Below are 13,327 nucleotides of genomic sequence, written 5' to 3' on the forward strand. Positions count from 1 at the left end.
CCCGGCCGGGGCGCCCCTCCCGGAACTCCTCCCGGAATTCAACCAGGTTTGCGAATGCCCGCGCAGACGTCGTTCAGCGCCGGGAGGAGAGTGGCAGCCTCTGATCGGCCGGGGTGGGCAGGACCGAGGGCGACGGGGGCGTCCAGGAGGACGGGACGGAGGGCGCCGCGGACGACGGGGTGAGTCGTCCGAGCACCCGGGCGAGGAGAGGAGTGGCGTCGGTAGGACGTATCAGCGGTGGCGCGGACGCGTCGGTCAGGAGCCGGACATCGAGATTGTTTCCCGAAAGACCCGAAAGACCCGCGAGACCTGAGAGGTCCGAGAGGTTTCCGGTGGCGAGCGCGGGAGCCGTGTAGGACACCAGCGGGGTGGTGTCCGTCACTGACGGCGGGGTGGTGACGGCGCCCGCGCTTCCGTGCGTCTCCGCCGCAGCGGGTGTGTTCCGGCCGTTCCCGTTGCGGCGGCCGACCGAACCGGGGTTCTCGCCGCGGCCGGCGTCGAGCGGCGTCACGGTGTTCCCGCCGCCCGCGGCCCTGGCCGGAGCAGTGGGGCCGGACGCCGTCTGCAGCGCGCCGCCCAGGGCGATGGCTGCCAGCGACACCGCGCCGGCGGCGGCGAAGGCGAACCGCCGGCCGCGCCACGCCGCCCGGTCCGGCTCGCGGCCCACCTCGTGGATCCGAAAGCCCCCACGGGCGGGCGACCCGTCCGGCTGCCGGAAATCCATACCGGCGGATCCGCGCGGGAAGACGGCGGTGGAACCGTGCGAGGTCGGAAGGCAGCCGAAATCGCCGAGGGCCGGATCGCCCGGCCCCGGACCGATCCGGGCGTCGGTACGGCTGCCGGGCGGCTGGATCACCGGAAGGAATCCGTCGGCGAATCGCCCGGAGCCGCCGAATGGTCCTCCCCGGCCGTCGTCACCGCCTCCCGGCCCCCCGGGAAGACCCTGCAGCCGGGCCAGGAAGCCCTCGGACGGCGAAGGCGGGGCGGACTGCGCGAAGACACTCTTCAGGCGGCGCTGGGCGGCCGCCTCGGCCTTGCACTTGGCGCAGGTCGCGAGGTGGGCGAGCACCCGCTCGCGGGCGTCGTGTTTGAGCTCGCCGTCGACAAGTGCGGCGAGCCGGTCCCCCAGGTGCTGTTCCGCGGGGGTCGGACCTGTGCCACTCACGCCGTTCCGCCCTCCCCCGCCAGTACCACGCCCGCCAGCGAGGGCTGCTCCACCCGCCGCGCCTCGGGCGAGCGGTGCTGCAACGCCTTGCGCAGATGCGAGCGGCCCCGGTGGATACGGCTGCGCACGGTGCCGAGCTTCACGCCCAGCGTCGCGGCGATCTCCTCGTACGACAGGCCCTCGATGTCGCAGAGCACGACGGCGGCACGGAACTCGGGCGCGAGGGTGTCCAGCGCCTGCTGCACGTCCGCGTCGAAATGCGCGTCGTTGAAGACCTGCTGCGGGGACGGCTCACGGCTCGGCAGCCGCTCGGCGGCGTCGTCGCCCAGCGAGTCGAACCGGATCCGCTGCTTGCGACGGACCATGTCCAGGAACAGATTGGTCGTGATGCGGTGCAGCCAGCCCTCGAACGTGCCCGGCGTATACGTCGACAGCGAGCGGAACACGCGGACGAAGACCTCCTGGGTGAGGTCCTCCGCGTCGTGCTGGTTGCCCGTCAGCCGGTAGGCGAGGCGGTAGACCCGACCGCTGTGCGTGCTGACGATCTCTTCCCAAGAGGGCGGTGTCCACGCCTGGGAATCCGCATCTGAGGCGAAGGTCGCGGTCGGCGCGGAGACGGTGGAAGAACGGTCAGCAATGTTGGTCACGGATTTCGGCTCACCCGCCGACCTGAGGAAGCGCCGCAGCACTCCTCTCCGATCCGCAGGCGCAGCCGCACCTCCCCTATCGGCTCTGGTGGTGTCCAGCGGAGCCCCTACCATAGCCACCTCGCCCGTTAGCTCCGGATAAGCCTTTTTCCTGCTGGGGCCGGGAATGCCCCGGAAGCGTCGGCCCGCGGTGGCGGACCCGTCCTCCGGGCCGTTTTCCACGGGCTGTCCCCGCTCCTTCACAACGTCCGGTCCCATCTGCGGGTTCCCGGGCGCAGCGGATACAGTCACGGTTGCGCCAACTACGGGGACAGGAGAGGGTCATTACCGCCAACCGGCAGACGAGCTGGGCGTTCGCCGACGCCTTTGTCGCCGAGGACGAAGCGTTGCTCTGGGCCCGGGACCGGGCCCGGGAGACAGGGCTCCGCCCGGTGTCGCCCGGTACGGGCGCCGTGCTGCGCCTGCTCGCTGCCACGACGGACGCCAAGGCCGTGGCCGAGATCGGCACCGGGACCGGAGTGTCCGGACTCTATCTGCTGTACGGAATGCGGCCCGACGGAGTGCTCACGACGGTCGATCCGGAACCCGAACGTCAGCAGTTCGCCCGTGAGGCGTTCCGGGCCGCCGGGTTCGCCGCCAACCGTGCCCGTTTCATTCCCGGACGCGCCCTGGACGTGCTGCCGCGGCTCGCGGACGGCGGATACGACCTGGTGTTCTGCGACGGGGACCGGCTGGAGAGCCTGGACTGTCTCGCTGAATCGTTGCGCCTGCTGCGTCCCGGTGGCCTCGTGTGCTTCGAGGGCGTCTTCGCGGACGGCCGCACTGTCGACTCCGCCGCGCAGCCGGCGGAGGTACTGCGGCTGCGGGAACTGTTGCGGGCGGTACGGGAGAGCAAAGAACTGCTGGAGACGCTGGTACCGGTGGGCGACGGACTGCTGTGCGCGGTGCGACGCGGCTGACCGGGTGACGGGGCTCACCGGCCCGGTGACGGGACGGACGGGACCGCTCCGGGACCGACGCCGCGGTTCCGGCCGGGCCGACGGGCCTCCCCCGGGGCCGGCGCGACGGGCGGCACCGGTTCCGGCCGGTCGGTGCCGTCGGCCGCACCCACCTCATCGAACACATCGCTGCCCCGGCACGGTGTCCGTGCCGGGGCAGCGAGAAGTGGGAGCGCGTCTGCTCAGCCGACGACCTTCTTGAGGGCATCGCCGAGTGCGTCGGCCTCGTCCGGCGTCAGCTCCACGACGAGTCGACCGCCGCCTTCGAGCGGAACGCGCATGACGATGCCCCGCCCCTCCTTGGTCACCTCGAGCGGGCCGTCGCCCGTCCGCGGCTTCATGGCCGCCATGCTCGTTCCCCTTCCTGAAACCAGCTCATGCAACCGGCGGCCCCATGACAGGCGCTGTGTCACCGGCATCGAACACATTGCTTCCAGGCCATTATCCCGCATCACAGACCCCAATGACCAACATCGGTCGGCATCGCTTGCGCAACGCGCACTCCCAAAACCACCCAATTCGGCGATCGGGCTGCGATACTCCGCCCTCCTGGCCCCCTCGCCGGAGCACATGTGAGCGCAATTGTTAGACGCAGGTCACATGTTCGCCGGTGGCCGGGTCGGCCATGCTTGCCTGGACAGGCACATCGTCCGAGGCGCAGAGGGGACAGCGAAATGGCCGACGAGACGGCGGACAGCGTGCTCTACGAGGTGAGCGACGGGCTCGCCACGATCACGATCAACCGCCCCGGCGCGATGAACGCCATGGACACCGCGGCCAAGGTGGCGTTGCGCGAGGCTCTGCGGTCCGCGGCGGCCGACACCGCCGTTCGGGCCGTTCTGCTCACCGCCACGGGTCGCGCCTTCTGCGTGGGCCAGGATCTCAGGGAACACGTCGGGAAGCTCGAAGAGGCCCGGGCGGCGGGTGGCGGCAACGCGCTGAGCACCGTGCGGGAGCACTACAACCCGATCGTGCGGGCCCTCACGGAGATGCCCAAGCCGGTCGTCGCCGGTGTGAACGGCGTCGCCGCCGGGGCCGGTTTCGGGTTCGCGCTCGCCTGCGACTACCGGGTGGTCGCCGACACCGCGTCGTTCAACACCTCGTTCGCCGGGGTCGCGCTCACCGCCGACTCGGGCGTCTCCTGGACGCTGCCCCGGCTGATCGGGCAGAGCCGCGCCGCCGACCTGCTGCTCTTCCCGCGCTCGATCTCCGCGCGGGAGGCCCATGAGCTGGGCATCGTGAACAAACTGGTACCCGCCGACGAACTGGCCGGCGAGGCCGCCGCCGTCGCCCGGACCCTGGCCTCCGGTCCCACCGTGGCGTACGCGGCGCTCAAGGAGTCCCTGGCCTACGGCGCCGCCCACACCCTGGACGAGACGCTGGAGAAGGAGGACGAACTCCAGACGAAGGCGGGCGTGTCCGAGGACCACGCGATCGCGGTACGGGCCTTCCTGGACAAGGAGAGGCCGAAGTACCTCGGCCGGTGACGGCTTACACCCCGGCGCCGCGCGCCACACAGTCGGCGAGGTGGTCGTCGACCAGGCCGCACGCCTGCATCAGGGCGTAGGCCGTGGTGGGTCCGACGAAGCGGATGCCGCGCTTCTTGAGGTCCTTGGCCAGGGCCGTGGACTCGGGGGTGACCGCGGGGACGTCCCCGACGCTGCGCGGGACCGGGCGTCCCGCCGGGTCGGGGGCGTGGGACCAGATGAGTTCGTCGAGCTCACCGCCACGCCAGCCGGCCAGAACCTTGGCGTTGGCGAGCGTCGCCTCGATCTTCGCCCGGTTGCGGATGATGCCGACGTCGGCGAGGAGGCGTTCCTTGTCGGCGTCGGTGAACCGGGCCACGGCGGGGATCTCGAAGCCCGCGAAGGCGGATCGGAAGCCCTCCCGGCGGCGCAGGATCGTCAGCCAGGACAGGCCCGACTGGAACGCCTCCAGGCAGAGCCGTTCGAAGAGGGCGTCGTCGCCGTGGACCGGGCGGCCCCATTCGGTGTCGTGGTACGCCAGGTAGTCCTCCGTGGAGAGCCCCCAGGGACAGCGCAGGCCGCCGTCCGGTGCCGTTTCCGCGCCGCCGCTCATCGCCGGGGCTCCTCTCCCGGCCGCCGCGTCGGCCGGTCCTCGTGCTGCCGGGGTTCGTGCTGTCGGGGGTCGTGCCCCGCGTCCTGCCGGGCGTCGCCGCCCGGGTCGGCCTGCCAGGAGGTGTCCCAGGGCGTCTTCGAACGTTCCTCGGACAGCTCCCGTCCGCGCGGCGGCTCCTCCGGGCGCGGCGGCGACCGGTGCGGGTCCTCCTCCGGCGGCTCCAGGAGGTCGGGCCCGCCGACGGCGGTCGCCTGGGCGCCGGCCAGCGCCGACTCCAGCTCCGCGATCCGCGCGTCCCGCTCGGCGAGCTCGGCACCGAGCCGCCCGAGCGCCTCGTCCACGTCCGTCATGCGGTAGCCGCGCACGGCCACCGGCAGTCGCAGTGCCTCGACGTCCGCCCGGCCGACCGGGCGCGTGGCGGGCAGCGGGTCCGTCAACTGCTCGGGCGCCACGTCCTGGAGAACGGCGTTCCTCCCCCCGCCGACCACCGCCAGGGTGACCGCGGCCACGACGACCACCATCGTCAGCAGCAAGAACCAGAACACGCGCATCTCCCCGGGTGCGGAAACCTGTCCGGGTCCGATCGTGCCACGCGGCACCGACAGTCGTTGCCTCGCCCGGCGACCGGTGCCGGGCAGGCCGTAGGGTCGCAGGCGACCACGGGGCGATCTACCAGAGGAGAAACGCGGGATGCGAAGCGGTGCGCTCAGGCTGGGGCGGCGTGAGTTCGGTACGCACGAGCCGGTGATCATGGCGATCGTGAACCGTACCCCGGACTCCTTCTACGACCGGGGCGCGACGTTCCGGGACGAGCCCGCGCTCGCCCGGGTCGAGCAGGTGATCGCGGACGGTGCGGCGATCATCGACATCGGCGGGGTGAAGGCGGGGCCCGGTGCGGAGGTGACCGCCGAGGAGGAGGCCCGCCGCACGGTGGGGTTCGTCGCCGAGGTGCGGCGCCGTCACCCGGACGTGGTGATCAGCGTCGACACCTGGCGCCACGATGTCGGCGAGGCGGTGTGCGAGGCCGGGGCCGACGTGCTGAACGACGCCTGGGGCGGCGTCGACCCGAAGCTCGCGGAGGTGGCCGCCCGCTACGGCGCCGGTCTGGTGTGCACCCACGCGGGCGGCGCCGAGCCCCGGACCCGGCCGCACCGGGTGGTGTACGACGACGTGATGGCGGACGTCCTGCGGGTGACGGTGGGGCTGGCGGAACGGGCCGTGGGGCTCGGGGTGCGGCCCGACGGGATCATGATCGACCCCGGTCACGACTTCGGCAAGAACACCCGGCACTCGCTGGAGGCGACGCGCAGGCTGGAGGAGATGACGGAGACCGGCTGGCCGGTCCTGGTGTCGCTGTCCAACAAGGACTTCGTGGGCGAGACCCTGGACCGCCCGGTCGAGGAACGGGTGATCGGGACGCTGGCGACGACGGCCGTGTCGGCGTGGCTGGGCGCCCGGGTGTACCGGGTGCACGAGGTGGCGGAGACCCGTCAGGTACTGGACATGGTCGCCTCGATCGCCGGGCACCGGGAACCCGCGGTGGCGAGGCGCGGACTCGCCTGACGGCCCGCGGACCGGCCCGGGGGCGGCCGGTGCCCGGGCGGGGTGCGTCCGGGCGCCCGTCGGGCACGGGCCCGGAACCGGCCCCGGCCCCCCGGGCGGGCCGGGTGGCGCCCCGCCCGGGCGAGTCCGCCGTCCCGTCGTCCCGCTACCGGCCGACCTCCTTGGTCACCAGGTCGACCGCCTCGTCCACGTCGTCCGTCACGTGGAACAGCAGCAGGTCGTGCTCGGAGGCCTTGCCCCCGGCCACCACCGTGTCCCGCAGCCAGTCCACGAGCCCGCTCCAGTACGCGGTGCCGAACAGCACGATCGGGAAGCGGGTGACCTTGCGGGTCTGGACGAGGGTGAGCGCCTCGAAGAGTTCGTCGAGCGTGCCGAGACCGCCCGGCAGGACGACGAAGCCCTGCGCGTACTTCACGAACATCGTCTTGCGGACGAAGAAGTAGCGGAAGTTGACGCCGATGTCGACGTGCGGGTTGAGGCCGGACTCGAAGGGCAGCTCGATGCCGAGGCCGACGGAGATGCCCTTGGCCTCCCGCGCCCCCTTGTTCGCCGCCTCCATGGCGCCGGGACCGCCCCCGGTGATCACCGCGAAGCCGGCCTCGACCAGGGCTCTGCCGATCCGTACGCCGGCCTCGTAGTCGGGGCCGCCGGGCCGGGTGCGGGCCGAGCCGAAGACGCTGATGGCGCTCGGCAGCTCGGCGAGCGCGCCGAATCCCTCGACGAACTCCGACTGGATGCGCATCACCCGCCACGGGTCGGTGTGCACCCATTCGGAGTCGCCCTCGGTGTCCAGCAGCCGCTGGTCCGTGGTGCCGGGCTGTACCTGTTCCCTGCGGCGCAGTACCGGTCCGAGCCGCTGCTCCTCGGGGACCTGCGCTCCCTCGGGGTTGCCCATGGCCTGCTCCCTCCGACGACGGTCGACGGTCGTCGCCGACGACCGTCCCTGTCAGGTCAGCCTAGTGCTGTGACCGGGAAGGTTTGCCGGGAAGGTTCGCCGGGTGGCGCTGTGAACCCTTCGGGTCGCGGCGGTCCGGATTCGCGGAGGTCACGGACGGCGGCATGCCGGCGGTCAGTCGGTGAGCCAGGAGCGGAGCCGCTCCTCGCAGTGGGTGATCCGCTCGGTCCTCACATGCTCGTCGCGCTTGTGGGCGAGCAGCGGGTCGCCGGGGCCGTAGTTCACCGCCGGCACCCCGAGGGAGCCGAAGCGGGAGACGTCCGTCCAGCCGAACTTGGGCCGGGCGGTGCCGCCGACCGCCGCCATGAACGCCTTGGCCGCCGGGTGCGCGAGGCCGGGCATGGCCGCGCCCGAGTGGTCGTCGACGACGAATTCGGCGACGCCGCAGTCCGCGAAGACCTCGTGGACGTGGGCCAGGGCCTCCTCGGCGGTGCGGTCGGGCGCGTAGCGGTAGTTCACGACGACGGTGCAGGCGTCGGGGATGACGTTGTTGGCGACGCCCCCCTCGATCCGTACGGCGTTGAGGCCCTCGCGGTATTCGAGGCCGTCGATGACCGGGCGGCGCGGCTCGTAGGCGGCGAGGCGGGCCAGGACCGGGGCGGCGGCGTGGACGGCGTTGGACCCCATCCAGCTACGGGCGGAGTGGGACCGTTCGCCCTCGGTGCGCAGGAAGACCCGCAGGGTGCCCTGGCAGCCGCCCTCGACCTCGGCGTCGGAGCCCTCCAGCAGGACGGCGAAGTCGCCCGCCAGCCAGTCGGGGTGGGCCTCGGCCACGTGCCCGAGCCCGTTCAGGTGCGCGGCGACCTCCTCGTTGTCGTAGAAGACGAAGGTGAGGTCGCGGTTGGGCTCGGGCACGGTCGCGGCGATCCGCAACTGGACGGCGACGCCCGACTTCATGTCGGAGGTGCCGCAGCCCCAGAGCACGCCGTCGTCGTCGAGCCGGGACGGCACGTTGTCGGCGATCGGCACGGTGTCGATGTGTCCGGCGAGCACGACCCGCTCGGCACGGCCCAGGTTCGTCCGGGCCACGACGTTGTTGCCGTGCCGGTCGACGGTCAGGTGCGGCAGGGTGCGCAGCGCCGCCTCGATGGCGTCGGCGAGTTCCTTCTCCTGGCCGCTGACCGACGGGAAGTCGACGAGCCGTGCGGTGAGTGCGGGGCCGTCCAGGGTGAGGTCAAGCGTGCTTTCGGTCATGGCACCGACCCTACGGCCTCGCCCGCGGCCGGAGGCGGGCCCGCGTACGGGGTGAACCGGTCCGTCCGGTCCGTCCGGTCCGTCCCCGCGCGAGGACCCCGGGACTCTCGGCCCCGGACGGACACTCAAGTACGGTGGCCCCGTGCCCCGGACCGACTCCCCCACGCGCCGACACACCGGCCGCAGCCGCCTCTTCCGTATCGCGGCCGCCTTCGTCGTGCTCGCCGCTCTGGGCGGCTATCTGCTGCTTCAGTACATCACCGGCAAAACGGTGGTCCAAGGGTGCGTCGTGGAGTCCGCCGACGGCTCGACGGGCAAGGGCCGCACGTACCGGATGAGCCCGGAGCAGGCGTCGAACGCAGCGACGATCTCGGCCGTCGGCACCGCACGCGGCATGCCCGAGCGCGCGGTGACGATCGCGCTGGCGACCGCGTTGCAGGAATCGGGGCTGCGCAACATCGAGCACGGCGACCGGGATTCGCTGGGCCTGTTCCAGCAGCGGCCCTCGCAGGGCTGGGGCACCGAGGAACAGATCATGGATCCGGTCTACTCGGCGGGCGAGTTCTACCGGCATCTGGCGAAGGTCCCCGGTTACTCGCGGCTGCCGCTGACGGTCGCCGCGCAGCGGGTCCAGCGCAGCGGCTTCCCGCAGGCGTACGCGAAGCACGAGCCGGACGCGGCGCTGCTGGCGGCGGCGCTGACCGGGCGCACGCCGGCCACGCTGAACTGCAATCCGCCGAGGGCGACGGCCGTGACGGCCGACGCGGCGACCGTGCGGACGGAGCTGGTGCGCGCCTTCGGCAAGGAGGTGCTGCCCGCGGCGCGGCCCGCGGCGGCCGGCGGGGCGGGCGCCGCCGGTTCACCGGCGGCGAGCACGGTGGCGGTACCGGTGCCGCTGGCCCCCGACCCCGAGGACGACGACGCGGCACAGCGCGGTTGGGAACTGGCGCACTGGGCGGTCGCGCGGTCCGAGTCGCTGGGCCTGAAGGAGGTCGCCTACGCGGACCGGGTGTGGAAGGCCGGGTCCGGCTGGCACACGGAGCGCAAGGAATCGGACGCCGATCAGGTCCGGATCAAGCTCGTACAGTAGTGCGAGTCGTCGTCCGGGGGGGTTATCCAGCCCCTCCGCGTCAACTCCGCGCACCTCACCCTCCGTCATCACCCCGCACCCCTCGATCCCCTTGCGATGAAGGTGAAGTGACGGTTCACCCGGCCAACCGGCAATGCGACATACGTCCGCTTTCCTCCGCGACGGACCAACTGGCGCGTTACCGACTCTTTACCCCGGCCCACCGCAACCTCTCCCGCCCCCGCGACGGTTGTCATTGCGTCCGATCAACGGACAGACAGATTCCTCACCCGTCGAAGGAGCATCATGTCCCTCCCCCTGACCCGCCGCATCACCCGTGCCGCGCTGCTGCTCGCCGTCGGCGTCGCCCCCGTGATCGGTGCGGCCGGAGCCGCGGGCGCCGCGCCGCTCCCGCAGACGCCGGAGCTCGGCGGTCCGGCCTCGGTCGACGGCAACGGCCTCGGCAAGGCGGTCGACGGCGTGTCCCGGCAGGGTGCCGGGACGGCGAACGGGACCGGCGGCAAGATCGTCGGAACGGCCCTCCCGGCCGCGGGCAAGACCGTCGGCAAGGCGGGCGCCGAGGCCGCCCCGACCGTGCGGAAGGCCGCCGGCGGCGCCACGGGCACCGCGGGCAAGGTGCTCGGCGACACCGCGGGCGCCGCGACCAAGGGCGGTCTTCCCACCCAGGGCCTGCCGCTCGGCTGATCCGGCCCGCCCCTTCCCCCGCGCGAGGACACCCCGCCCCGTCCCCCGTGGACACATGCGGGGGCACCTGCGAGGGGCCGCGGGGTACGCGCACCCCGCGGCCCCTCGCAGGTGCGGCCGGTTGGCCGGTCAGCCGCGGGACAGGCGCTCGACCGCGGCGGCCACCCGCTCGTCCGTCGCCGTGAACGCCACCCGCACGAAGCGGTCCCCGGCCGGTCCGTAGAAGTCCCCCGGCGCCACCAGGATGCCGAGGTCCGCCAGGTACGCCACGGTGTCCCAGCAGGGTTCGTCGCGCGTCGCCCACAGGTAGAGGCTCGCCTCGCTGTGCTCGATCCGGAAGCCGTGGGCCTCCAGCGCGGCGCGCAGGGCGGCACGCCGCCTCGCGTACCGGTCCCGCTGCTCGGCGACGTGCGCGTCGTCGCCGAGGGCCACGGCCTCCGCCGCCTGCACCGGGGCGGAGGTCATCATTCCGCCGTGCTTGCGGATCAGCAGCAGGTCGCCGAGCACCGACGCGTCGCCCACGACGAAGGCCGCGCGGTACCCGGCCAGGTTGGAACGCTTCGACAGCGAGTGGACGGCGACGATGCCCTCGTACGTACCGCCGCAGACGTCCGGGTGCAGGACGGAGACGGGTTCGGCCTCCCAGCCCAGCTCCAGGTAGCACTCGTCGCTGAAGACCAGGACGCCGTGCTCGCGCGCCCAGGCGACGATCCGGGTCAGCTCGGCCCGGGGCAGGACACGGCCGGTCGGGTTGGACGGCGAGTTGAGCCAGAGCAGCTTCAGTCCGGCCGGGTCCAGCTCGGTGGGGTCGTCGTAGGCGACGGGCTCGGCGCCGCAGAGCCGCGCGCCCACCTCGTACGTCGGGTAGGCGAGGCGCGGGTACGCGACCCTGTCGCCCGCGCCCAGGCCGAGCTGGGTGGGCAGCCAGGCCACCAGTTCCTTGGAGCCGACGACCGGCAGGACGTTCTCGTGCGCCACCGCGGCCGCGCCGAGCCGCCGCCGCACCCAGCCGGTGATCGCGTCGCGCAGCTCGACGGTTCCCCACACCGTCGGGTAGCCGGGGCTGTCCGCGGCGTCGACGAGCGCCCGCCGGACCAGCTCGGGCACCGGGTCGACCGGCGTGCCGACGGACAGGTCCACGATGCCGTCCGGGTGGGCGGCGGCCGTCGACTTGTGGGGGGCGAGCTTGTCCCAGGGGAAGACCGGGAGACGGGAGGAGACTGCGGACACGGATCTCTGCTTTCTCGTACGGGATTGCGCGCGGCGCTCCGGCACGGTCGGCGCCGCCATGCGCGCCGCGCGGGCCTTCCGCCGCCGGCACCGCCCACGTCGGCGGGCCGCTGGAGCCGCGCGGGCGGACCTCGGTGGTTCCGGCCCCTCGGGCCGCTCCGTGAAAACGCCTCGGTCCCGCACGGTGACGAGCCGTACGGGACCGGGGCGACGCACGTGCCTGCCGCGGCCTACTGGTTCTGCGGCGGAAGCGCTGCGATGAACGCGTGGTCGCGCTCGATCAGACCCAGCTTGGAGGCACCACCGGGCGACCCGAGGTCGTCGAAGAACTCGACATTCGCCTTGTAGTAGTCCTTCCACTCCTCCGGGGTGTCGTCCTCGTAGAAGATCGCCTCGACCGGGCACACCGGCTCACAGGCTCCGCAGTCGACACATTCGTCCGGGTGGATGTACAAGGACCGCTGGCCCTCGTAGATGCAGTCGACCGGGCACTCTTCGATGCAGGCCTTGTCCTTCACGTCGACACAAGGCTGCGCGATGACGTAGGTCACGCTGTCGTTCCTCCTCGGTAGGGCGTTGGCTCTCGCGCGGGAGCGCGGCGTCGTCGATGCCCACCCCTAGTATCTCCGTTCCCGGGCACGAACCGAACAGGAGGGGCGGACAGAGCTGTGGAATTCACCGTCGGCGGACACCTGGAAGTCCGAATTGCACCGACTGACGTGGGCAAACGGGTATCACTCCGGCGCACTTGTGCGCATGGCCCGCAAGGAGCGAAGTTCACCGATACGGTCGGCGTTCTCACATCGTGGGAAGACGGTGTGCTGTCGATCACAACGCGGAGCGGCGACTCCGTCCGCGTACCGGAATCGGATCTCGTCGCCGGCAAGGTCGTCCCCGCCGCTCCGGCCCGACGGCGCGGCCTGCCCGCCACCTCCTTCGAGGAACTGGCGCGCGTCTGTGCCCGGGCCTGGCAGCCGGTGGAGAGCGAGGCGTTGGGGGACTGGCGGCTGCGCGCCGCGCGGGGCTTCACCCGACGCGCCAACTCCGTACTGCCGCTCGGCGATCCCGGCGTGCCGCTCGACGAGGCGCTCCGGTACATCGAGCGGTGGTACGGGGAGCGCGAACTGCCCGCGTACGTCCAGGCGGCGACGGGCGCCCAGGGCACCCAGGAGCGGCTCTGCGCGGAGCTGGAGGAACGCGGGTGGCGCCGCGAGGTGACGACCGAGGTGCGGATCGGCGCGCTCGCCCCGATCGGCGACCGGGACACGGACGTGTCGGGGGTACGGCTGAGCCGTGACCTCGACGAGGCATGGCTCTCCCGCTACCAGCGTTCCGGGACCCCCGGCCCGCACGTCCTGGAGGTGCTGCGCGGCGGCCCCTCGGTGTGGTTCGCCTCCGTGCCCGGGGACGACGCGCCCGGGGACGACGCGCCCGGTGGTGCCGTCGGGAGGGCGAAGGCGGCCCCCGCGGCGATCGGGCGCTGCGTGGTGGACGGGCGGTGGGCCGGATTCATGGCCGTCGAGGTGGCCCCCGCCCACCGGCGCCGGGGCCTCGCCACCGCCGTGATGACCGCGCTCGCCCGCCGGGCCCTGGAGGAGGGCGCCTCGGCGGCGTGGCTCCAGGTGGAGTCGGACAACGAAGGGGCCCGGGCCCTGTACGGGGCCATGGATTTCTCGGTCCATCACCGGTATCACCACTTCCGGTCGGCGTGACGGGAGGGCG

The 13,327-nt window shown here is 72.7% G+C and carries 14 protein-coding genes and 1 pseudogene; 6 read left to right on the forward strand and 9 right to left on the reverse strand.

Going from position 1 to position 13,327, the window contains the following annotated elements; genetic code table 11:
* Positions 1–73: 73 nt before the first annotated feature.
* Together ACF1CT_RS02900 and sigE are read right to left on the reverse strand one after the other, a co-directional pair.
* Positions 74–1,165 carry a zf-HC2 domain-containing protein gene (locus tag ACF1CT_RS02900; RefSeq protein WP_391781953.1) on the reverse strand — a complete coding sequence of 364 codons (1,092 nt, stop codon included), beginning with the start codon at positions 1,163–1,165 and terminating at the stop codon, positions 74–76.
* On the reverse strand, positions 1,162–1,926 hold the full coding sequence (gene sigE, locus ACF1CT_RS02905) for an RNA polymerase sigma factor SigE (protein ID WP_391782173.1): 765 nt from the start codon (positions 1,924–1,926) through the stop codon (positions 1,162–1,164). The genes ACF1CT_RS02900 and sigE overlap by 4 nt, the downstream gene beginning before the upstream one ends.
* Positions 1,927–2,105: 179 nt before the next feature.
* Between sigE and ACF1CT_RS02910 the strand changes: the two genes are divergently transcribed.
* Positions 2,106–2,771 carry an O-methyltransferase gene (locus ACF1CT_RS02910; protein ID WP_391781954.1) on the forward strand — a complete coding sequence of 222 codons (666 nt, stop codon included), beginning with the start codon at positions 2,106–2,108 and terminating at the stop codon, positions 2,769–2,771.
* A 221-nt stretch (positions 2,772–2,992) separates the two neighbouring features.
* On the opposite strand, the gene ACF1CT_RS02915 is transcribed toward ACF1CT_RS02910, so the two are convergent.
* A complete protein-coding gene (locus ACF1CT_RS02915; RefSeq protein WP_003966491.1) occupies positions 2,993–3,160 on the reverse strand; it encodes a DUF3117 domain-containing protein in 168 nt (55 codons plus the stop codon).
* 324 nt (positions 3,161–3,484) lie between these two features.
* On the opposite strand from ACF1CT_RS02915, the gene ACF1CT_RS02920 reads away from it, so the two are divergent.
* Entirely contained in the window at positions 3,485–4,297 is an 813-nt protein-coding gene (locus ACF1CT_RS02920) for an enoyl-CoA hydratase/isomerase family protein (protein WP_391781955.1), read from the forward strand.
* 4 nt (positions 4,298–4,301) lie between these two features.
* On the opposite strand, the gene ACF1CT_RS02925 is transcribed toward ACF1CT_RS02920, so the two are convergent.
* Positions 4,302–4,889 (reverse strand): DNA-3-methyladenine glycosylase I, encoded by a 588-nt coding sequence (locus ACF1CT_RS02925; protein WP_391781956.1) that lies wholly within the window; start codon positions 4,887–4,889, stop codon positions 4,302–4,304.
* A 170-nt stretch (positions 4,890–5,059) separates the two neighbouring features.
* Positions 5,060–5,440 (reverse strand): annotated as a pseudogene (locus ACF1CT_RS02930) (cell division protein DivIVA); the annotation flags it as partial.
* A 139-nt stretch (positions 5,441–5,579) separates the two neighbouring features.
* Here ACF1CT_RS02930 and folP point away from each other — a divergent pair.
* Positions 5,580–6,452: a dihydropteroate synthase gene (gene folP, locus ACF1CT_RS02935; RefSeq protein ID WP_391781957.1), complete on the forward strand. Its 873-nt coding sequence runs from the start codon at positions 5,580–5,582 to the stop codon at positions 6,450–6,452.
* Between the two features lie 145 nt (positions 6,453–6,597).
* On the opposite strand, the gene ACF1CT_RS02940 is transcribed toward folP, so the two are convergent.
* Positions 6,598–7,347, reverse strand: coding sequence for a TIGR00730 family Rossman fold protein (locus ACF1CT_RS02940; protein WP_391781958.1), 750 nt, complete (start codon positions 7,345–7,347; stop codon positions 6,598–6,600).
* 174 nt (positions 7,348–7,521) lie between these two features.
* The gene (gene dapE, locus ACF1CT_RS02945) at positions 7,522–8,601 is read right to left on the reverse strand and encodes a succinyl-diaminopimelate desuccinylase (protein ID WP_391781959.1); all 1,080 of its coding nucleotides are present in this window, start codon (positions 8,599–8,601) and stop codon (positions 7,522–7,524) included.
* A gap of 142 nt (positions 8,602–8,743) precedes the next feature.
* Between dapE and ACF1CT_RS02950 the strand changes: the two genes are divergently transcribed.
* Complete coding sequence (locus tag ACF1CT_RS02950; protein WP_391781960.1) at positions 8,744–9,691, forward strand: hypothetical protein; 948 nt, start codon at positions 8,744–8,746, stop codon at positions 9,689–9,691.
* Between the two features lie 285 nt (positions 9,692–9,976).
* Positions 9,977–10,375 carry an ATP-binding protein gene (locus tag ACF1CT_RS02955; RefSeq protein ID WP_391781961.1) on the forward strand — a complete coding sequence of 133 codons (399 nt, stop codon included), beginning with the start codon at positions 9,977–9,979 and terminating at the stop codon, positions 10,373–10,375.
* A gap of 129 nt (positions 10,376–10,504) precedes the next feature.
* Here the strand turns inward: ACF1CT_RS02955 and dapC are convergent, their stop codons facing one another.
* A complete protein-coding gene (gene dapC, locus ACF1CT_RS02960; RefSeq protein WP_391781962.1) occupies positions 10,505–11,605 on the reverse strand; it encodes a succinyldiaminopimelate transaminase in 1,101 nt (366 codons plus the stop codon).
* 230 nt (positions 11,606–11,835) lie between these two features.
* Positions 11,836–12,156, reverse strand: a complete 321-nt coding sequence (fdxA, locus tag ACF1CT_RS02965) for a ferredoxin (RefSeq protein WP_018956287.1) — start codon at positions 12,154–12,156, stop codon at positions 11,836–11,838.
* A 117-nt stretch (positions 12,157–12,273) separates the two neighbouring features.
* Here fdxA and ACF1CT_RS02970 point away from each other — a divergent pair, with 117 nt between their 5' ends.
* A complete protein-coding gene (locus ACF1CT_RS02970; protein WP_391781963.1) occupies positions 12,274–13,317 on the forward strand; it encodes a GNAT family N-acetyltransferase in 1,044 nt (347 codons plus the stop codon).
* The last annotated feature ends 10 nt before the right edge of the window (positions 13,318–13,327 follow it).

The sequence above is a fragment of the Streptomyces sp. NPDC014734 genome (assembly GCF_043083325.1).
GTDB lineage: Bacteria > Actinomycetota > Actinomycetes > Streptomycetales > Streptomycetaceae > Streptomyces.

Excerpts from the sequence above, each read along its gene's own strand:
- ACF1CT_RS02920 (WP_391781955.1), top strand. The coding sequence starts at position 3,485 with ATGGCCGACGAGACGGCGGACAGCGTGCTCTACGAGGTGAGCGACGGG.
- dapE (WP_391781959.1), bottom strand. The coding sequence starts at position 8,601 with ATGACCGAAAGCACGCTTGACCTCACCCTGGACGGCCCCGCACTCACC.
- sigE (WP_391782173.1), bottom strand. The coding sequence starts at position 1,926 with ATGGTAGGGGCTCCGCTGGACACCACCAGAGCCGATAGGGGAGGTGCG.
- ACF1CT_RS02925 (WP_391781956.1), bottom strand. The coding sequence starts at position 4,889 with ATGAGCGGCGGCGCGGAAACGGCACCGGACGGCGGCCTGCGCTGTCCC.
- ACF1CT_RS02955 (WP_391781961.1), top strand. The coding sequence starts at position 9,977 with ATGTCCCTCCCCCTGACCCGCCGCATCACCCGTGCCGCGCTGCTGCTC.
- ACF1CT_RS02915 (WP_003966491.1), bottom strand. The coding sequence starts at position 3,160 with ATGGCGGCCATGAAGCCGCGGACGGGCGACGGCCCGCTCGAGGTGACC.
- folP (WP_391781957.1), top strand. The coding sequence starts at position 5,580 with ATGCGAAGCGGTGCGCTCAGGCTGGGGCGGCGTGAGTTCGGTACGCAC.
- ACF1CT_RS02940 (WP_391781958.1), bottom strand. The coding sequence starts at position 7,347 with ATGGGCAACCCCGAGGGAGCGCAGGTCCCCGAGGAGCAGCGGCTCGGA.